23 protein-coding genes are annotated in these 19486 nt (G+C 30.4%); 2 read left to right on the plus strand and 21 right to left on the minus strand.

What is annotated here, in order from left to right; translation table 11 throughout:
* From atpG to I4V16_RS14570, 18 genes are all read right to left on the minus strand, one after another.
* On the minus strand, positions 1–852 hold the full coding sequence (atpG, locus tag I4V16_RS14485) for an ATP synthase F1 subunit gamma (protein ID WP_099328882.1): 852 nt from the start codon (positions 850–852) through the stop codon (positions 1–3).
* Between the two features lie 37 nt (positions 853–889).
* Positions 890–2404, minus strand: a complete 1515-nt coding sequence (atpA, locus tag I4V16_RS14490) for a F0F1 ATP synthase subunit alpha (protein ID WP_049178994.1) — start codon at positions 2402–2404, stop codon at positions 890–892.
* A gap of 10 nt (positions 2405–2414) precedes the next feature.
* Positions 2415–2954, minus strand: a complete 540-nt coding sequence (locus I4V16_RS14495; protein ID WP_049178993.1) for a F0F1 ATP synthase subunit delta — start codon at positions 2952–2954, stop codon at positions 2415–2417.
* Between the two features lie 2 nt (positions 2955–2956).
* Positions 2957–3436 (minus strand): F0F1 ATP synthase subunit B, encoded by a 480-nt coding sequence (locus I4V16_RS14500; protein WP_027097063.1) that lies wholly within the window; start codon positions 3434–3436, stop codon positions 2957–2959.
* Positions 3437–3483: 47 nt separating this feature from the next.
* A complete protein-coding gene (atpE, locus tag I4V16_RS14505) occupies positions 3484–3702 on the minus strand; it encodes an ATP synthase F0 subunit C (RefSeq protein ID WP_027097064.1) in 219 nt (72 codons plus the stop codon).
* A 27-nt stretch (positions 3703–3729) separates the two neighbouring features.
* Positions 3730–4413: a F0F1 ATP synthase subunit A gene (locus tag I4V16_RS14510; protein ID WP_049178992.1), complete on the minus strand. Its 684-nt coding sequence runs from the start codon at positions 4411–4413 to the stop codon at positions 3730–3732.
* A gap of 1 nt (position 4414) precedes the next feature.
* Positions 4415–4771, minus strand: a complete 357-nt coding sequence (locus tag I4V16_RS14515; RefSeq protein ID WP_049178991.1) for a hypothetical protein — start codon at positions 4769–4771, stop codon at positions 4415–4417.
* Positions 4772–5358: 587 nt separating this feature from the next.
* The gene (locus I4V16_RS14520; protein WP_099328884.1) at positions 5359–6540 is read right to left on the minus strand and encodes an acetyl-CoA C-acetyltransferase; all 1182 of its coding nucleotides are present in this window, start codon (positions 6538–6540) and stop codon (positions 5359–5361) included.
* Between the two features lie 118 nt (positions 6541–6658).
* Positions 6659–7807 carry a UDP-N-acetylglucosamine 2-epimerase (non-hydrolyzing) gene (gene wecB / locus I4V16_RS14525; protein WP_271804987.1) on the minus strand — a complete coding sequence of 383 codons (1149 nt, stop codon included), beginning with the start codon at positions 7805–7807 and terminating at the stop codon, positions 6659–6661.
* A gap of 24 nt (positions 7808–7831) precedes the next feature.
* On the minus strand, positions 7832–8326 hold the full coding sequence (locus I4V16_RS14530) for a deaminase (RefSeq protein ID WP_049178989.1): 495 nt from the start codon (positions 8324–8326) through the stop codon (positions 7832–7834).
* Between the two features lie 291 nt (positions 8327–8617).
* Entirely contained in the window at positions 8618–9247 is a 630-nt protein-coding gene (gene upp, locus I4V16_RS14535) for a uracil phosphoribosyltransferase (RefSeq protein ID WP_099328885.1), read from the minus strand.
* Between the two features lie 16 nt (positions 9248–9263).
* Positions 9264–9713 carry a ribose 5-phosphate isomerase B gene (rpiB, locus tag I4V16_RS14540; protein WP_099328886.1) on the minus strand — a complete coding sequence of 150 codons (450 nt, stop codon included), beginning with the start codon at positions 9711–9713 and terminating at the stop codon, positions 9264–9266.
* A gap of 60 nt (positions 9714–9773) precedes the next feature.
* Positions 9774–10217 carry a low molecular weight protein arginine phosphatase gene (locus I4V16_RS14545; protein WP_049178986.1) on the minus strand — a complete coding sequence of 148 codons (444 nt, stop codon included), beginning with the start codon at positions 10215–10217 and terminating at the stop codon, positions 9774–9776.
* Positions 10218–10229: 12 nt separating this feature from the next.
* Entirely contained in the window at positions 10230–11279 is a 1050-nt protein-coding gene (locus I4V16_RS14550; protein WP_111937829.1) for an L-threonylcarbamoyladenylate synthase, read from the minus strand.
* A 17-nt stretch (positions 11280–11296) separates the two neighbouring features.
* Entirely contained in the window at positions 11297–11884 is a 588-nt protein-coding gene (locus tag I4V16_RS14555; protein WP_049178985.1) for a hypothetical protein, read from the minus strand.
* A gap of 57 nt (positions 11885–11941) precedes the next feature.
* Positions 11942–13024: a peptide chain release factor 1 gene (gene prfA, locus I4V16_RS14560; RefSeq protein WP_049178984.1), complete on the minus strand. Its 1083-nt coding sequence runs from the start codon at positions 13022–13024 to the stop codon at positions 11942–11944.
* 62 nt (positions 13025–13086) lie between these two features.
* Positions 13087–14877: a peptide chain release factor N(5)-glutamine methyltransferase gene (prmC, locus tag I4V16_RS14565; RefSeq protein WP_049179004.1), complete on the minus strand. Its 1791-nt coding sequence runs from the start codon at positions 14875–14877 to the stop codon at positions 13087–13089.
* 12 nt (positions 14878–14889) lie between these two features.
* Complete coding sequence (locus tag I4V16_RS14570) at positions 14890–15480, minus strand: thymidine kinase (protein ID WP_049178983.1); 591 nt, start codon at positions 15478–15480, stop codon at positions 14890–14892.
* Positions 15481–15654: 174 nt separating this feature from the next.
* On the opposite strand from I4V16_RS14570, the gene rpmE reads away from it, so the two are divergent.
* Both rpmE and I4V16_RS14580 read left to right on the plus strand, forming a co-directional pair.
* Positions 15655–15867 (plus strand): 50S ribosomal protein L31, encoded by a 213-nt coding sequence (gene rpmE, locus I4V16_RS14575; RefSeq protein ID WP_027097078.1) that lies wholly within the window; start codon positions 15655–15657, stop codon positions 15865–15867.
* Positions 15868–16000: 133 nt separating this feature from the next.
* The gene (locus I4V16_RS14580; protein ID WP_195966918.1) at positions 16001–17104 is read left to right on the plus strand and encodes a glycosyltransferase; all 1104 of its coding nucleotides are present in this window, start codon (positions 16001–16003) and stop codon (positions 17102–17104) included.
* A gap of 26 nt (positions 17105–17130) precedes the next feature.
* Here I4V16_RS14580 and rho read toward each other — a convergent pair whose 3' ends face one another.
* The 3 genes from rho to I4V16_RS14595 form a co-directional block, all read right to left on the minus strand.
* The gene (gene rho, locus I4V16_RS14585; protein WP_049178981.1) at positions 17131–18519 is read right to left on the minus strand and encodes a transcription termination factor Rho; all 1389 of its coding nucleotides are present in this window, start codon (positions 18517–18519) and stop codon (positions 17131–17133) included.
* 115 nt (positions 18520–18634) lie between these two features.
* Positions 18635–18922 (minus strand): hypothetical protein, encoded by a 288-nt coding sequence (locus tag I4V16_RS14590; RefSeq protein ID WP_049178980.1) that lies wholly within the window; start codon positions 18920–18922, stop codon positions 18635–18637.
* A gap of 138 nt (positions 18923–19060) precedes the next feature.
* Positions 19061–19480 (minus strand): DUF1934 domain-containing protein, encoded by a 420-nt coding sequence (locus tag I4V16_RS14595; RefSeq protein ID WP_049178979.1) that lies wholly within the window; start codon positions 19478–19480, stop codon positions 19061–19063.
* Between the last annotated feature and the right edge of the window lie 6 nt (positions 19481–19486).

Genomic DNA, 19486 nt, shown 5'->3' on the forward strand with positions numbered 1-19486 from the left:
CTATTTTTGTGCTTCTGCTCCTCCAACTATTTCTGAAATTTCTTGAGTAATCATGCTTTGTCTAATTCTATTATATCTTATATTAAGTTCTTGAATTATATCATTTGCATTGCTTGTTGCTCCATCCATAGCTTGCATTCTAGCACTTTGTTCACTGCATTTTGCACTTAACATTAAAGCCCTTAACTTTCCTTTTAGATATATATCTAAAGAATCTGTAAGAACAGTTTTTAAATCAGGTTCTACTATTTGTTCTCCTACCTCTCCTACTGCTCTTTCAACAGGCAATAGTTTTTCACTTTTAACTTCTTGTTTTATAGGAGATACAAATTCTGTATATACAACATTAACCTCTGAAACTTCACCTGAAACAAATAGCTTTAAAGCTTTTTCATAAACTAGTTTAACTTCTTTTATAGTTGGTATATCAGGGATATCAACATATTCATCTATAGTTTCTAATCCGTTCCTTCTTAAATAAGATATTCCCTTACTACCTACACTAATTATTTTGCAATTATCCTTATCATCCTTAATTAAGCTATCTAAAAAAGCAACTACATTATTATTGTATCCAGCACATAATCCAGTATCAGAAGTAATTATTATATAAAGCTTATAATTACCATCATTTCCATCAAAATATGAAGTAGTAAGTTTTTCTTCTGATATTTTTGCTAAAGACTTCATAGTTTTTTCAGCTATTTCTAGATATTGCTCATTTATAGATAACTCTTTTCTACATTTTCTTAATTTAGAAGTGGCAACAAGTCCCATTGCATTGGTTATTTTCTTGGTACTTTCTACGGACTTTAATCTTCTTTTTATCTCTATAAGTCCTGCTGCTCCCATTATTCCACCTCCTAAAGAATTGCATAGCTTTTAAAAGCTATGCCTCTTGTAAAAATATCTTTTTATATTCAACGATTGTTTCTTCTAATGTTTTCTTTATTTCATCAGTTAAAACTTTTTCTGTTACTATTTTCTTTAATAATTCTCTTTGATGAGTATCCATATATTCTAAGAAACTTTTCTCAAACTTTCTTATATCACTAACTTTTATATCTGAAAGGAAGTCATTAACTGTTGCATATAAAATAACAATTTGCTTTTCAACAGCCATTGGTTCGTATTGATCTTGCTTTAATACTTCAATTAATCTCTTACCTTTTTCAAGTCTTCTCTTAGCATCTCTATCTAAATCTGATCCAAATTGAGAGAATGCTGCAAGTTCTCTATATTGCGCTAGTTCTAATCTTAGAGTACCTGAAACTTGCTTCATTGCTTTAATTTGAGCATTACCACCAACTCTTGATACAGAGATACCTGCATTTACTGCTGGTCTTTGACCTTGATTAAATAAATCTGATTCTAAGAAAATTTGACCATCTGTAATTGAAATTACATTAGTTGGAATATACGCTGTAACATCCCCTGCTAATGTTTCTATTATAGGAAGAGCTGTTAGTGATCCTCCTCCATTTTCAGCTGACAACTTAGCTGCTCTTTCTAGCAATCTTGAATGAATATAGAATACATCTCCAGGGTATGCTTCTCTTCCTGGTGGTCTTCTAAGAAGTAATGACATTGTTCTATAAGCAACTGCATGCTTAGATAAATCATCATAAATAATTAGTACGTCCTTACCTTGATGCATAAAATATTCACCCATACTACATCCAGCATATGGTGCTAAATATTGTAATGGTGCTGTATCTGATGCTGTAGAACTTACTATTATTGTATAATCCATAGCTCCCATTTCAGTTAATGTATTAACTATATGAGCAACTGTAGATTGTTTTTGACCTATAGCAACATAGATACAAATAACATCTTTACCTTTTTGATTTATAATTGTATCAATTCCTATAGCAGTCTTTCCTGTTTGTCTATCTCCAATTATAAGTTCTCTTTGTCCCTTACCTATTGGAATCATAGAATCTATAGCTTTAATACCAGTTTGTAGTGGTTCATTAACTGAACTTCTATCAATAATAGATGGAGCTGGAATTTCCATTGCTCTAGTATTACTAGTTTTTATAGGACCTTTTCCATCAATAGGATTACCTAATGAATCGACAACTCTTCCTATTAATTCTTCACCAACTGGAACTTGAACTATTCTATCAGTTCTCTTTACGATATCTCCTTCTTTGATTCCTTCTTCTGACCCTAGTAGAACACAACCTACATTGTCTTGTTCAAGGTTAAGAGCCATACCATATACATTATTAGGGAACTCTAATAATTCCCCTTCCATACAATCATCTAACCCATATACTCTAGCGATACCATCACCAATTTGGATTATTGTACCAGAATCTACTTTTTGAATATGTTTTTCATATCTTTCAATTTCTTTTTTTATAATTGAAGTAATTTCTTCTGGTTTTATATTCATGGACTCACCTCTATTCTCTCTTAAGCATTATGTCTTTCATTTCCTCTAGTTTAGATTTTATTGTTCCATCAATAACATCATTTCCAACTCTTACGTACACTCCACCTAGAAGACTCTTATCGATTTCTGTAGCCATAATAATTTTCTTATTATACTGCTTTTCAAGTTTTTCTTGTAAATCAGAAATTTCACTTTCTAATAATGGTACTGCCGTCTTCACCACTGCTGATAGAATATTTTTTCTCTCAAGATCAATCTTTTCCATTTGGTTAAGCTTTTCTCTTAAGTACAATATTCTATCTTTCTCTATAAGTATCAATAGAAATGAAAGTAATTCTTCATCTATTTTTCCTTTAAAAATATTTATAAATGTTCTTTTTTTATTTTTAGTACTTATTTGAGGATGTTTTACAACCTCATAAAAATCCTTATTATTTTCTATTAAGTCACAAATTTCTCTAAGGTCATTAATATACTCATCTACTTTATTTTTTTCTTTAGCTACTTCATATAATGCTAAGGCATATCTCCTATCTAAATATTCATACATATTTAACTACCTACCTTAGTTATAAAATCGCCTATTAATTCCCTTTGAGTACTATCTTCAAGCTTTTCTTCTAGAGCCTTTGTAGATAATTCAATTGCTAAATTAACTACTTGTTTCTTTATTTCATATTGAGCTTTTTCTTTTTCTCTTTCTATTTCTAACCTTGCTCTATCAACTATAGCCTTAGCTTCTTTATTAGCATCATCTACAATTTCACTATATACTTTATTAGCTTTTTGTTTTTTCTTTTCTATTATCTTCTTACCTTCTTCTTTAGAAGACTTAAGAATTCTTTCATTTTCTATTAAATATAATCTTGCCTTTTGAGATTCATCCTCTGCATTTGACAATTGTTCTTGTATAAAATCTTCTCTGTCTTGTATAGCAATACGAATTTTTTCCCAAAAGAAGTGTTTAAGTATTAGTACTAAAATAAAAAAGTTTATTAACGTCATTAATAGAACTGATGGATCTATATCCATATACTCTCAGCCTCCCTTCGGAGTCAATAATATCAACTCTTCTTAAACTATTTTATAACTATTAACATTATAGCTACTATTAACCCGTAAATAGCTGTTGCTTCTGAAAGACCTGCACCTAATATTAAAGCACTTTGAATCTTACCTGCTGCTTCTGGTTGTCTTGCAATTGATTCTGTTGCCTTTCCTGTTGCTATACCAATTCCTATACCTGCTCCAATTCCTGATAATACAGCGATACCTGCTGCAATTACTGATAAATCCATTTAAACTTCCTCCTTCAAAATTACATTCTAATGATGTTCTGCTGTCATTTTAATATTTATTATTGTTAGCATTGTGAATACTAGCATTTGAATGCTTCCATCAAATAAATCAAAGTATCCATGTGCTATAATTGGTGCTCCTATTTGAGCTAGCATTCCTATTGAACCTAATGCTTCATAGATCATTTCTATAAGCATAGTAGCTGCCATCATATTACCAAAAAGTCTAAGAGCCAATGATATTGGCAACATTACTCTTTCCATAATATTTAATGGAAGCATCATTAAGAATGGCTCTCCCAAGCCTTTTGTATAACCCCACACACCATTTCTCTTAATTGCTGTATAGTTAATAACTAAGAATGATGTTAACCCAAGTCCTAAGGTAACGCTTAAGTTTTGAGTTGGTGGTGCTATTCCTACTATTCCCATTAAGTTAAGAACTAATAAATATACAACTAAAGTTCCAACATAAGGAATATATCCCACATAACTTTCGCCCATATTATTTTTAACAAGTCCTTCTATAGTAGTATATAAGGTTTCTAATACTACCTGTCTCTTATCTGGCACCCTTTTAAGATTTCTTGTTAAAATATAGGCTGCGATTCCTAAAATCAGAATTACCGCCCATTGAACAACTATGTCTCTTGTAATGTTTATGGGGAAACCTCCGATATTAAAGGAAAAGATAGGTGCTACTGATTCCAACCTAAACACTTCCTTCCACTGTTAATGTACAATAAAGTCTTATTCCTTGGTCCAGTATTATTCCAACTAAATAGGACAATACTAATATAATATTGTGGATAAATGGTAATATAACTACTAATACTAAAAGAACTCTAAGAATAGATGTTGTTAAGATTAATATTTTATTTTTATGAATCCACCTTTTAGTAGCAAATGATATTGCCAAATAATTTAACATTCCAACTGTTATACCCAAGAAAAAAACTATTGCAGGCTTAAACGAAAATACTAAGCTAATGATTAAAGACATAAATAAACCAACTAGCATATCATATTTTGTGATTTTTCGTTCCAAGTTATTCATCTCTTTACTCATTGAGCACGCCCCTCTCGTTTACTCTTATGTATTATAGCCCCACAATAAACTTTAAGAAAACCTTATTTTTACTTAAATAAACTTAAAATTGTTTAAATTTTGAATTTATACATGCAATATTAGCCATTCTCTTAACAAACATCGATAGTCTTCCTTTTCTCAACAATAATACATAAATTTATTCATGGTTATTCATTTATCTAAATATTCTGAAAACTAAATCGTTATGCAAGTTTACTTGATAACATTTTCATTTAATACTTTGTTTAAATATTTTATTATATTTTCTAAATTTATTCATAGTTATAGCGTATTAACTACCATTTACTCCTCTTTTTCATTATTATATTGAAATAGATTATTCGTATTTATTCATATATTTATTTAAAATAAATATTATTTTCTTTAGAAATACTTCTATTATTATGTAATATATCACTATTTTTAATAGAAAATACTCAAGTTTTTAACCATTTACTCCTTTTTTGTATCGAAAAATAATAGACTTTAGTTACGTTTTAAACTTTCTTAAATATAAAAAGAATGTATTAGAATATCTCTAATACATTCCTAAATATATGTTTATATTATACTCTTTCAACAATAAGAGCTGTTCCCATTCCGCCACCTATACAAAGTGTAGCTAAACCTCTCTTAGCATCTCTCTTTTCCATTTCATAAAGTAAAGTTGTTAATATTCTAGCTCCTGAAGCTCCTACTGGATGTCCTAAAGCAATAGCTCCACCATTTACATTAACCTTGCTCATATCAAAGTTAAGGTCTTTAGCAACTGCTAAACTTTGAGCTGCGAATGCTTCATTAGCTTCTATTAAGTCCATATCTTCAACAGTTAAATTAGCTGCCTCTAATGCTTTCTTTGTTGCATGGAATGGTCCATAACCCATTATTGCTGGGTCTAATCCCTTAGAACCATAGGAAACAATCTTAGCTAAAGGTTTAACGCCTAATTCAGCTGCCTTTTCTGCACTCATAACAACGAATGCAGCTGCACCATCATTAATTCCTGAAGCATTACCTGCTGTAACTGTACCATCTTTAACAAATGCTGGCTTTAATTTAGCTAACTTTTCAACAGTTGTTCCAAATCTTGGAAATTCATCAGTATCAAATACTATTGGATCTCCCTTTCTTTGTGGAATAACAACTGGAACTATTTCATCTTTGAATTTTCCAGCCTTTATTGCTGCTTCTGCCTTAGCTTGTGAAGCTGCTGAAAACTCATCTTGCATTTCTCTAGTTAATCCCCATTGTTCAGCTATATTCTCAGCTGTAACTCCCATATGGTAGTTATTAAATGCATCCCAAAGAGCATCTTTTATCATTGTATCAACTAATTTTCCATCACCCATTCTTTGTCCCCATCTTGCTTTATCTAAAACATATGGAGCCGCAGACATATTTTCCATACCACCAGCAACTACGATATCAGCATCTCCTGCCTTAATCATTTGTGCTGCTAATGCAACAGTTCTTAAACCTGAACCACAAACCTTATTTATTGTCATAGCTGGCACTTCATTTGGTAATCCAGCTTTTAAAGTAGCTTGTCTAGCCACATTTTGTCCTAGACCTGCTTGAATAACATTCCCCATTACTACTTCTTCAACTTGTTCTGGATTTATTCCTGCTCTCTTAACTGCTTCCTTAATTACAATAGCTCCTAATTCTGCTGCTGGAACATCTTTTAATGATCCACCAAATGAACCTAAAGCTGTTCTTGCTGCACTTGCAATAACTACTTCTCTCATTTCATATACCTCCTAAATTCAAAAAAAACTCATTCATCTTTGTTAAAGTATTAACACAATTACAATTATACCATTTTTCACATATTTTTCAAGGAATATTTGTTAAAATTTAGACAAACTATCTTTTAAATTCCTCTACTTCTTTATCACTTAAATCAAAATATCTTAATATAGCATCTGCAATTCTCTCTGATGCCTTTCCATCACCATATGGGTTTACTGATTTACTCATTTTTTCATAAGCTTCTCTATTTTGAATTAATTCATTAGCTTCACTTAGAATTTTTTCTATATCTGTCCCAACTAATTTTACTGTACCATATGCTACTGCTTCTGGCCTCTCTGTAACATCTCTAAGAACTAAAACAGGTTTTCCTAAGTGTGGTGCTTCTTCTTGTAACCCACCAGAATCAGTCATTACCATAAAACACTTATTCATTAAATTATGTGTTTCTTTTGTGTCTAATGGTGGTAATAAATGAATTCTATCGTTTCCACCTAATCTTGCATGAACAACATCTTTTACTACAGGGTTTAAATGTACTAGATAAACTAATTCTACATCCTTATTATCCTCTACAATTTTATTTAATGCTGTACAAATATTTTCTATTCCTTCTCCCCAGTTTTCTCTTCTATGGGCAGTTATCATTATTACTTTCTTGTTTACATAATCTATTTTATTTAGTTCTTCATTTTCAAATTTATAATCTTCCTTAACTGTATGAAGCATAGCATCTATTACAGTATTCCCTGTAATATAGATATCATTTTCATTTATGCCTTCTCTTAAAAGATTATTTTTTGACCCCTTTGTTGGTGCAAAGTGTAAATCAGCTAATGATCCTGTTAGTTTTCTATTCATTTCTTCTGGAAATGGAAAGTACTTATCAAAAGTTCTTAATCCTGCTTCAACATGCCCAACCTTTATTTGTTGATAGAACGCTGCTAATGCACCTGCAAATGTAGTTGTTGTATCTCCATGAACTAATATCATATCTGGTTTTTCTTTTATAAAAACCTCTTCTAATCCTTCAAGCACTCTATTAGTAATACCAGTTAAAGATTGTTTACTTTTCATTATATTCAAATCAAAATCTGGCTTAATCTCAAAATACTCTAGAACCTGGTCTAACATCTCTCTATGTTGCGCAGTAACACACACCTTAGATTCTATTTCTTCTCTTTTTTCTAATTCCTTAACTAACGGTGCCATCTTAATTGCTTCTGGTCTTGTTCCAAAGATGGTAATAATCTTCTTTTTCAATTCACTTACCTCCAAATATAATTGTTAATATCCAAATTCTCTACTTATTGCTAACGAATCATCCTCATCTACCCATGACGAAACATCTATAACTCTATACTCGCTTTTACTATCTCTAATAATTACATTTTCTATGCCTGAATTTATTATCATTCTTTTGCACATTGAGCAAGAATTAGCATCTTTCACATACTCTTTAGTGTTAGCATCTTTACCTACTAAATATAATGTTGCTCCAATCATATCTCTTCTTGAAGCACTAATAATAGCATTAGCTTCACTATGTACACTTCTACACAACTCGTAATGAGTGCCTCTTTTAACATTTAGTTTTTCTCTTATGCAGGTTTGCATATCTATACAATTTTTTCTTCCCCTTGGTGCTCCAGTATATCCAGTTGAAATTATTTCATCATTTTTTACTATTATAGATCCATAATTTCTTCTTAGGCATGTCCCTCTTTCTGCTACAGTTTCCGCTATATCAAGATAATAATTATCTTTATCTCTTCTTCTCATAACCTACTCCTTATTTACTAAATATAATTTTTATATTCTTATTAAATTATATATTAGTTTAATATCTCTGTAAATCATTGTATATTTTCACAAAAAAGGTTGTGTCGATATTTATTTTGCTTGTTCCGTAGCAAGCTCCAAGCCACGGAAAAATAAATACCTATTCCCTTCGTACTTAAGGTAAGGAAATTATAAAATTATTATCCTTGATTTTATATTTTCCTAGATAGCAAAAATAAAGAGAAATTGCAAAGCAATTTCTCCCCCTTAACTATTTAATTTATCTATTAACTATTTAGTTCCAAATAGTCTATCCCCTGCATCCCCAAGACCAGGTACTATATATCCTTTTTCGTTTAACTTTTCATCTATTGAAGCTACGTATATATCTACATCTGGATGTGCTTCTTGTACTGCTTTTATTCCTTCTGGAGATGAAATTAAACAAGCAAGTCTTAAATTCTTAGCTCCTCTTTGCTTTAATAAAGTTAAGGCATCAGCTGCTGAACCACCAGTTGCTAACATTGGGTCAACAACTATTACTTCTCTTTCAGCTATATCTTGTGGTAGCTTACAGAAATACTCAACTGGCTTTAAAGTTTCTTCATCTCTATATAGCCCTATATGTCCAACCTTAGCTGCAGGAATTAAACTTAACATTCCATCTACCATACCTAATCCAGCTCTTAATATAGGAACTATAGCAACCTTCTTACCAGCTAACATCTTGCATTTAGTCTTACAAATTGGTGTTTCAATTTCTACTTCTTCCATGCTAAAATCTCTAGTTACTTCATAACCCATTAACATAGCAACTTCACTTACTAATTGTCTGAAGTCTTTAGATCCTGTGTCCTTACTTCTAATAAATGCTAACTTATGTAGTATTAGCGGATGATTGATTTCAACTACTTTACTCATTTCTTATCCCTCCAAGTTATTTATAATATTTTTTTTCAATCTCAGTTATTTTATTTATTCTTGCTAGGTGTCTATCACCTTCAAATTTAGCACCTAGGAATGTTTTTACAATATCTAGTGCTAATCCAGGCCCAACAACTCTTGCACCTAAGGCTAATATATTGGCATCATTATGCTCTCTTGTTGCATGTGCACTAAATGTATCTGAGCATAACGCTGCTCTTATTCCTGGAACCTTATTAGCTGCAATGCTTATACCTATTCCTGTTCCACAAATTAGAATTCCAAGATCACATTCCTTTGATGCAACAGCTTCTGCTGCCTTTAATGCATAGTCAGGATAATCACATGACTCCTTAGAATATGTACCAAAATCCTCTACATCATACCCATTATCTTTTAGATAAGATATAATTTCCTCTTTTAATTCAAATCCACCATGATCTGCTCCTAAAGCTATTTTCATAGTGCCACCTCCATCATTATGTATATTCATAAAAAAAGAAAGAGTAGGTATATATATACCTTAATCTTTCTTTATTTTTGACAATAATAAAGATACTGATCCCTTTATCTGATTGTAAGTGTTTTTATAAACAGAAACTGTGCCACCGTAAGGATCTTTAATTTCATCCTCTACGCCAACATACTCAGATAAAGTAAATATCTTATTCTTATAGTTTTTATAATATGTTTTTAAATAATCTCTTCCATACCTAGTCATTGCTAAAACTAAGTTTGATTCTTCTAGTAATTCATTTTCTATTTGTTTAGCTTTTCTATTTTTCAAATCAAGTTTAAGTTCTCTATAAATTAATTCAGCTGACTCCTTACTTACCTTACTTCCTGGTACAATTGATATTCCAGCCGAATTTGAGGTAATATTATCATCTGTATTTAAGCTGTTAAAAACAGCTTCTGCTATAGGACTTCTACAAGTATTTCCTGTGCATACAAAGAGAACTTTCATATTTACCTCCAACTAAACATTTATAATATCAAAACCTGCAGACTTCTGTAATCTATTCATTATAGCTAGGCCTACACCCTCTTCATCATAAGCCTCTGCAAGAATTATATCAACATTTTTATCATCTAAACTTCTTAGTGCTTCAAATAAATTTTTGGCTACTTCAGATAGATTTTCCTTACTTCCAACTACTAGTACCTCACCTAATTCATAGTGAGATGAATTTTCTTTAGAAGATAGAATTCCAACCTTTTTACCTTCATCTATATAATTGTGTACCAACTCATTAATTTTTTCAACAGTTTTTTTTCTATTTCCTTTTATAATTTTAACTTTTGCATTTGGTGCATAATGACGATATTTCATTCCAGGTGCCTTTGGTTTAAAGTCCTGGCTTGGTTTTTGCATTATAGCTTTATCAATTTCTATATTAGGATCAATTTCTCTTAGCATCTCTAATGTTATTCCACCTGGTCTTAATACCATAGGAGGAGTAACCGTACAGTCTACTATAGTGGACTCTACCCCTACTTCACTCTTTTCTCCACCAATAATATAGTCTACCCTTCCACTTAAATCTTCTACACATCTTTCTATATCAGTAGGGCTTGGTCTGCCACTAATATTCGCAGAAGGTGCTGCAATAGGTGTATTAGAAAGTTCTATTAATTTAAGGGCAATGTCATTACTTGGCATTCTTATCCCTATTGTATCTAAGTTAGCACTAGTTACATTAGGAATTATATTTTTTTTCTTCATTATAATAGTTATTGGTCCTGGCCAAAATTTATCCATTATCTTTTTTGCTACCTTTGGAACTTCTTCTACCAAATCACTTATTTCTTTACTTGCAACATGAACTATTAAAGGATTATCCTGAGGTCTACCTTTTGCAATAAATATTTTTTGAACTCCATTTTCATCTAAAGCATTAGCTCCCAATCCATATACTGTTTCTGTTGGAAATGCTACAATTCCCCCAGTCTTTATTACTTCTGCTGCTTCTTTTATGTATATTAAATCCTTTTTTAAATCATTAACTATGGCTACTTTTGTTTCCAAGTTTATTCCTTCCTTCTTTATACTAAAGTTTGTCCTCTTGCTATTTTTATATTCTGAATACATTCATCAGTATATGTAGCTCTCACACAATTTTTATATATAGTATCTAAAATCATGTACTTCTTAAGGCCGCCTCTTCTTATTACTTGATAATAATATATGTTCTCTGGTTGAAGTTCTTTAATTCTCCTATATTCCTCAGATGCTAGAGGATATCTCTTTAAAAATATAGACCCTATTGGTTTTAAAGACTTATTCTTAAAGTTTACTGTAGTTATAATAATAATATCCATATCCTCTTCCATTTTTTCAGTATGTACTAAAGCAACCTTATCACACAAAATCACACTTTCTTTTGAAAGCAATCCATTCTTAAATCTTAATTTATTATTACTGCAACTATAATCTAATTTATAATAATTCATTTTATTTATAACAGCAACAAATATAAGAAATTCAATAAATAATAGATAACTTAAGTAAAATGTATTAGTAAGTCCAGTTAACAATAAAATAATAGGTAAAGTAATAGCAAGAACAATCATTAAAATATAAAACTTTTTCAAGAACTTTTTTTCTCTTTTTATTGCCTTATATATATTCATACCATCCCCCACTAGCATAAAAGCCCTACATTTTTAAATGCAAGGCTTTCTTTGATATTACATATCTGTATTTCCCATTTGTTTCATTTTTTCAGCTTGATCTGCAGTTATAAGTGCATTTACCACTTCATCTATATCACCATTTAAGAAGGCCTCTAACTTATAAAGAGTTAATCCTATTCTGTGATCTGTAACTCTACCTTGAGGATAGTTATAAGTTCTTATTCTTTCACTTCTATCCCCTGTACCAACTTGACTCTTTCTATCTTCAGCAATGCCTGCATTTCTTTCTGCTTCTGCTTGTTCATAAAGTCTAGCTCTTAATATCTTTAAAGCTTTTTCTTTATTCTTTAACTGAGACTTTTCATCTTGACATGAAACTACTAAACCTGTTGGTAAGTGAGTCATTCTTACAGCTGAGTCAGTAGTATTAACGCATTGTCCACCGTTTCCTGATGCTCTAAATACGTCTATCTTTAAGTCTTTTTCGTTAATTTCTATTTCTACGTCATCAACTTCTGGTAAAACTGCAACTGTTGCAGTTGATGTATGAATTCTACCACTTGATTCAGTATCTGGAACTCTTTGTACTCTGTGAACTCCACTTTCGTACTTAAGCTTTGAATATGCTCCGTTACCCTTAATCATGAATACTACTTCTTTGAAACCACCAATGTCAGTTTCATTAGCACTCATCAATTCAACAGTCCATCTATTGTTTTCTGCATATCTTGTATACATTCTAAATAGGTTTGCTGCAAATAGAGCTGCTTCGTCTCCACCAGCACCACCTCTAATTTCAACGAATACGTTCTTATCATCATTAGGATCCTTAGGTAATAATAAAATTTGAATTTCTCTTTCTAATTCTTCCTCTCTAGTAGTTAAATCAGAAATTTCTTCTTGAAGCATTTCTCTCATTTCTTTATCATTTTCTTCTGCTAACATCTCTTTATTAGCCTCTAGATCCTCAGTAACTTGTTTATAATTTCTATATGCATTAACTATTATTTCTAACTCGGCATGCTCCTTACAAAGCTTTCTCCATTCATTTTGATTGGCCATTATTGATGGATCACTTATCTTTACAGATAATTCATCATACTTATTTTCTATGAAAGCTAATTTATCTAATAACATGATATCACTCCGTACTTCATTTTTTCACATTTTAGTATTATATCACATAATCTTCGCTATTTTCAACAAGCAAACTTTCCTAATACTACTCTGTCTAATCCTGCTAAGTCTTTTACCACCTTAACATCTACAAATCTATTTTCTTCTAACAAGTTTTTTACACTTTCACCTTGGTCATATCCTATTTCAAAACAAAGCATTCCACCTTCTAATAAGGTTTCTTTACTTTGCTCTACAATCTTTCTATAGAATACAAGACCATCATCTCCACCACTTAAAGCAGTTTTAGGTTCATAATCCTTTACGTCTTCCATTAGTGTTTCTATTTCCTCTTCTTTTATATAAGGAGGATTTGAAACAATAATATTATATCTTTTATTTACTTTTATTACTTCATCTAATAAATCACTCTTTATAAAGCTTACCCTATCTTCTAAATTATTCCTTATTATATTCTTTTTAGTCACCTTTTCTGGAACTGGATATAAATCTATCTCATCAACTTTAATATCAGGTCTATAATGGGCTAATGAAATTCCAATTGCTCCACTTCCAGAACATAAATCACATACTTCTAACTCTTTGTTTATAGGAATTAATTTCAGAACCTCTTCTACCAGCACTTCAGTATCACTTCTTGGGATAAGCACTCCTTCTTCTACATAAAAGTCTAACCCCATAAAATCACATTCTCCTAATATATATCTAACAGGCATTTTATTTTGGCGTTTCTTTATTAAATCAAAATATTTTACCTTATTTGAATTTGATACCTTCTCTGTAGAATTTGTAATTAAATATAATTTATCCTTTTCTAAAACTTTTCCAAGTAATAATTGCGAATCTAGTCTAGATGTATCTATAGCGGCATCTCCTAGTATTTTAGTCCCCTCATTTAAAAGCTCACCTATTGTTTTTTCCTTATCTTCAATACCTTCAGCTGCTTTTAGTGAAGCTATTGCAACTTCTATTTGCTTATCATCTGGCTCTCTTGTTGTTAACCCTTGAAGTTTTAGCCCTGGATAAGAAATTATTCTAGCTAGAACACCATTGCTCTTACCTAACCACTTTATAATTTCATATGTTATTCCAGCTACAATTGGTATCAATAATATTCTCAATATTATTCTCTGTAAAAATCCTCCCCATCCTGTAAAAGAGAAAATAAATACACTTACAAACATAATTAAAAATAAAAAGTTAGTACCACATCTTGGATGAAACCTTGAAAACTTCTTTACATTTTCAACAGTAAGCTCTTCTTCAGCCTCATAGCAGAAAATAGTTTTATGCTCTGCTCCATGATATTGAAATACCCTGTACATATCATCTAATTTAGCAATTCCCCATATATATATTATCAATATTGATATTCTTATAGCGGCTTCTATTAAATTTAATAATATTGGTGAAATACCAAATCCTTTAAATATAGTTGCTATAGCTGTAGGTAATCCTATAAACAATCCAATAGCAAGTAAAAATGCTATTCCCATTGTTATACTCATAATTATATCTTCAGCTTTTTCTCCATATTTTTTTCTAAGCCATCCTTCAAATTTATCTAACAGCTTTTCAAATTTTGACTCTGGCTCATAATCTTCATCCTCTTCAACAAATGAAGCTGAATGATTTAAAGAATCCATTCCTATTTTTAAGGAATCTACTAATACAAATATTCCTCTTATAAGTGGAATATTTAAGAACTTATATTTTTTAGTTAATGGCACTACTTTTTCAACTTTAACATCAATCTCTCCATCTTCTTTTCTTACTGCTATTGCCATTCCTTTAGAGCCTCTCATCATTACTCCTTCAATAACAGCTTGCCCACCAACATCTTTTCTTTTCATATTATCACTCACTTACTTCTCTTCATTTTTATATTTATAGTAGCATTGTCCACATAAGGATTCATATTCAACATTATCTACTGTATCAATGGCTATTTGATCTCCTGAAAAAACAAATTTTCCATTAACCTTTCTACCATTTAATAAAGCTTTATTCCCACATTTACATATAGTTTTCATCTCTTCTATACTATGAGCAATTAAAAGAAGTCTCTCACTTCCTTCAAAGCCTTCCATCTTAAAGTCGGTTCTTAGTCCATAGCATATTACTGGAATTTCTAAAGTAACAGCTATCTCAAATAATTCATCTATCTGATGCTTTTTCATAAATTGTACCTCATCTACTAATATACAATCTAGTGCACCATTTAATTCTATATTTTCCTTAACTTCACTAATAATGTCTGTATTTTTATCTACAATCATATCAACCTTTACTTCAACGCCTAATCTAGAAACAAGTTTATCGCCACCTTTTTTATCCGTAGAAGGTTTGATTAATAAAACTCTCATTCCTCTTTCTTTATAGTTATAGGCCACCTGCATTAAATGAGTTGATTTACCTGAATTCATAGCACCATACCTAAAATATAACTTACTCATCTAAAATAATCTCTCCTCTTATCTTTTGTTATAAAAATTATAGCATTTTACAAATTGATTAAAAAGTACTTTTAAAAATTCCCTCTTCTTGACTCGAAATATACCTTGTGATATACTCTAATAGTTATTTAAGATGTTCACATTTAGTGGACAATTTCGAAAGAGGTGAAATAAATGAGAGAAGGCATACATCCTGAATACCACCACGACGCTGTGGTTAAGTGTGCATGTGGAAATACTTTTACAACAGGTTCAGTTAAAGACGAACTTAAAGTAGAAATATGCTCTAAATGCCACCCATTCTTCACTGGTAAGCAAAAGGCTGTGAACGTCGGCGGAAGAGTTGACAAGTTCAATAAGAGATTTAACCTTAACCAAGGTAAGTAAGAAATTATGGGAAAGACTACTAGTCTTTCCCATTTTCTTTTTCTTAAAATTACTTTAACATTGAGATTTTTTACATAAATCATGTTAAACTATATCTAGGAATTATATAACATTATAAAAGCGAGTGAATTAAATGAAAAAAGTTTTAATCTTAACTACTTCTACAGGTCAGGGGCATAATCAAGCTGCAAATTCATTATTAGAAACTTTTGAATCTGAAGGCTTTACATGTATTAAGCATGACTTCCTTGAGGGCAATAATAAGTTTTTAAATGACATTATAGTTCAAGGTTATGAAATATCTGCATCAAAGTTTCCTAAGATATATGGCTGGGCTTATAAATTAACCGATCATAAATTTATATATAAGTTTTTACCTTTAGTTTTTAAAGGAACAGATAAAAAATTAAGCAAACTTATTCAAGATAAAAAACCTGATATAATAATTGGTACTCATCCTTTTACTGTTAATATAATATCTAGATTAAAGAAAAAGGGTATGAAGATACCATTTATCTCTGTAGTTACTGATTTTAAAGCTCACTATACATATGTTCATCCCTCTGTTGATGCCTATATAACTGGTAGTCAATTTACTAAAGACTCTCTTATAAAACACGGTATAGATTCTTCAAAGATTTTTCCTTATGGTATACCTATACGAGAAAGTTTCTTTGAAAGAAATGAAACAATACCTGAAATTAAAGATGATGAGTACTTTAATTTATTATTAATGAGTGGCAGTATGGGATTAAAAAATATATCCTATGTCTTAGATGAGCTTTTAAATAATAAACACAAACTAAGAATAACAGTTGTATGTGGAAAAAATAAAAAACTAAAGTGTTCTTTATTAAAGAAATCCCAACATACTTATATAGATAAGAAGCTTCATATTTTAGGATTCTCAAATGACATAGCTTCATTTATGGAATATTCAGATTTAATAATATCAAAACCAGGTGGACTTACAGTAAGTGAAGCAATAGCAAAAAATCTTCCTTTAATAATTCCATTTGCAATTCCTGGACAAGAAATGGAGAATACTGAATTTTTAACATCTAATGGATATGCATATTATATAAATAATATTAAGGAAATTAACAATCTCATAGATATGTTAATTGATAATCCTAAATATTTAATTGATGCTAAAAAAAATTTAAAAGAATTAGCTTCTACTTATACAATAAAAGCAATAGTAGATTTAGCTAACAATCTTATAGAAAAAAAATAACTGGAAACTAAGTTTCCAGTTATTTTTTATTTCTTATCTATATCACTTTTTTCAAATATACGTATAAAGTCTTTATTATTTTTTGTTTTGGATAACATATTAATTAATTTCTCTGTTATATTCTCAATATTTCCATCTCTGTACATAACTTTTCTAATTGAATATGCTACTTCCTTTTCTTCATCTGTTAATAATAAATCTTCTTTTCTTGTTCCAGACTTATAAATATCTATAGCTGGGAATATTCTTCTCTCTTGAAGCTTTCTATCTAAGTGTACTTCCATATTACCAGTACCCTTAAATTCTTCAAATATCATATCATCCATTCTTGAACCTGTATCAACAAGTGCTGTAGCTAATATTGTTAGGCTACCGCCTCCTTCTATATTTCTAGCAGCTCCAAAGAACTTCTTAGGCATAATTAACGCTCCTGGATCTAACCCACCTGATAAAGTTCTTCCTGTTGGAGTAATAGTTAAGTTATATGCTCTTGATAACCTTGTTAAAGAGTCCAATAAAATTACAACATCTTTACCTTGCTCAACTATTCTCTTAGCTCTTTCTAAAACTATTTGTGATACCTTTGCATGATTTTGTGGTTCTTCATCAAATGTAGAATAAATTACCTCTCCATTTATACTTCTTTGCATATCAGTAACTTCTTCTGGTCTTTCATCTATAAGTAACACTATCAATACAACTTCTGGGTTATTATTAGTTATACTTTGAGCAATCTTCTTTAAAAGTGTAGTTTTACCCGCCTTAGGAGGGGCTACAATTATTCCTCTTTGCCCTTTACCGATAGGACATATTATATCCATCATTCTAGATGATAAATCTAAAGGATTACTTCCTTCTAATCTAATTCTTTCTGCTGGATATATTGGAACTAAGTTTTCAAAAGCTCTTCTTCCTATAGCCTTCTCAGGATGTTCCCCATTTACCTTGTCAACATATAATAAAGCTTTAAACTTTTCTCCCTCTTTAGCTTCTCTAACCTTACCGATAACTTCATCTCCAGTTTTTAGGTTAAATCTTCTTATTTGGGATGGAGAAACATATATATCTTCACTACTTGTTAAATAATTTTTACATCTTAAAAATCCAAAATTATTATTTTCTAATATTTCAAGTATTCCTCTAGCCATATGAGAATCATTTATCATAGCTTTCAGTTCTTCTTTTTTCTCACTACTTCTTACTTCTTCTCTATTAGTATTATTAACAGCATTATTTTTAGGAGAAATCTTCTCTCTTAAAACTACTCCATCCTTTTTTATTTCATGAGCTTTTGTTGCTATTATTTGATCGATAAGTTCACTCTTTTTTAACTTTGATATGTTCTTAATTTCTAATGACTTAGCTATTTCTTTCAACTCTACTAAAGTCATATCCTCGTATTGTTCTTTGGTCAAAATGACACCTCCAAAAATATAAAATTATTAATAACTTAGTGAAAATAATTCCGAATGCACTTGAGATGAAAATAGATATGCATCTACGATTATAAAATAATTATATCATTAATGGCTATTTTAACAAGTCTTCTTCCATTTCAAAAAACTTTTTTCTAAAGTCCCTATTTATTAATAATTTTTCTTCTGCCCTTTTCACATTATTAGTTATAGTTCTTTTATTCTTAACATTAAATACTTCTTTAACTCTTTCTTGATCCATACATTTATATTTCTTTAGTAATAATAATAGTAAGTATTTGTTGTCTCTCTCTTCTAGAAGCTCTATTAAATCATCTGTACTCATCCCATAATATGTACATATTACATGTAATATTTTTAAATACCTATCCTCTAAACTCATAACAAACACCGCCTTTATAATTATTACTTATAAGAAATTATTTCCATTTAACATAAAAACTAATCAGTATAAAAGATTTTTATTCATTATTATAAATAAAAAAGAGAAATTGCATAAACAATTTCTCCATATATAACCTTACTTATTAGCTCTTACGTTTAATGATAAAGATGTTGTTAAAACTTCTTGCCCTGCAATAGCCATGTCATAGTCTATTTTAATATTTCCACCATTATCATTAACTTCAACGTTTAATTTCTTTGTATTAATTGTTATTTCCATCATTCCATAAGGAGTATTGTATAAAGATACTGAAGGTTCCTTTTCATTAAACAACATCTTTGTGCTAGTTGTTCCTTCCCTCTCTAATAATACTTCCTTATCTTTTATTATTAAAGTTGTAGTTGTTCCTTCCATACCAGATATCTCTGTTTCTTCATAAACAGCTTTATATCCACTATCCATTTTTATGTACTTTCCTGGAGAAACTACTTCAATAACGTCTCCATCTTCCATACTAGCATTACTGACTATACTTATAATCGCTTTCTTTTCCATCTGTTC

This window comes from Clostridium sp. 1001283B150210_160208_E6 (assembly GCF_015669365.1).
Lineage (GTDB): Bacteria > Bacillota > Clostridia > Clostridiales > Clostridiaceae > Clostridium > Clostridium paraputrificum.

Excerpts from the sequence above, each read along its gene's own strand:
- atpG (WP_099328882.1), bottom strand. The coding sequence starts at position 852 with ATGGGAGCAGCAGGACTTATAGAGATAAAAAGAAGATTAAAGTCCGTA.
- atpA (WP_049178994.1), bottom strand. The coding sequence starts at position 2,404 with ATGAATATAAAACCAGAAGAAATTACTTCAATTATAAAAAAAGAAATT.
- I4V16_RS14495 (WP_049178993.1), bottom strand. The coding sequence starts at position 2,954 with ATGTATGAATATTTAGATAGGAGATATGCCTTAGCATTATATGAAGTA.
- I4V16_RS14500 (WP_027097063.1), bottom strand. The coding sequence starts at position 3,436 with ATGGATATAGATCCATCAGTTCTATTAATGACGTTAATAAACTTTTTT.
- atpE (WP_027097064.1), bottom strand. The coding sequence starts at position 3,702 with ATGGATTTATCAGTAATTGCAGCAGGTATCGCTGTATTATCAGGAATT.
- I4V16_RS14515 (WP_049178991.1), bottom strand. The coding sequence starts at position 4,771 with ATGAGTAAAGAGATGAATAACTTGGAACGAAAAATCACAAAATATGAT.
- I4V16_RS14520 (WP_099328884.1), bottom strand. The coding sequence starts at position 6,540 with ATGAGAGAAGTAGTTATTGCAAGTGCAGCAAGAACAGCTTTAGGTTCA.
- I4V16_RS14530 (WP_049178989.1), bottom strand. The coding sequence starts at position 8,326 with ATGAGAAGAAGAGATAAAGATAATTATTATCTTGATATAGCGGAAACT.
- upp (WP_099328885.1), bottom strand. The coding sequence starts at position 9,247 with ATGAGTAAAGTAGTTGAAATCAATCATCCGCTAATACTACATAAGTTA.
- rpiB (WP_099328886.1), bottom strand. The coding sequence starts at position 9,713 with ATGAAAATAGCTTTAGGAGCAGATCATGGTGGATTTGAATTAAAAGAG.
- I4V16_RS14545 (WP_049178986.1), bottom strand. The coding sequence starts at position 10,217 with ATGAAAGTTCTCTTTGTATGCACAGGAAATACTTGTAGAAGTCCTATA.
- I4V16_RS14555 (WP_049178985.1), bottom strand. The coding sequence starts at position 11,884 with ATGAATATATATAAGGCAATAAAAAGAGAAAAAAAGTTCTTGAAAAAG.
- prfA (WP_049178984.1), bottom strand. The coding sequence starts at position 13,024 with ATGTTATTAGATAAATTAGCTTTCATAGAAAATAAGTATGATGAATTA.
- prmC (WP_049179004.1), bottom strand. The coding sequence starts at position 14,877 with ATGAAAAGAAAAGATGTTGGTGGGCAAGCTGTTATTGAAGGAGTAATG.
- I4V16_RS14570 (WP_049178983.1), bottom strand. The coding sequence starts at position 15,480 with ATGAGTAAGTTATATTTTAGGTATGGTGCTATGAATTCAGGTAAATCA.
- rpmE (WP_027097078.1), top strand. The coding sequence starts at position 15,655 with ATGAGAGAAGGCATACATCCTGAATACCACCACGACGCTGTGGTTAAG.
- I4V16_RS14580 (WP_195966918.1), top strand. The coding sequence starts at position 16,001 with ATGAAAAAAGTTTTAATCTTAACTACTTCTACAGGTCAGGGGCATAAT.
- I4V16_RS14590 (WP_049178980.1), bottom strand. The coding sequence starts at position 18,922 with ATGAGTTTAGAGGATAGGTATTTAAAAATATTACATGTAATATGTACA.
- I4V16_RS14595 (WP_049178979.1), bottom strand. The coding sequence starts at position 19,480 with ATGGAAAAGAAAGCGATTATAAGTATAGTCAGTAATGCTAGTATGGAA.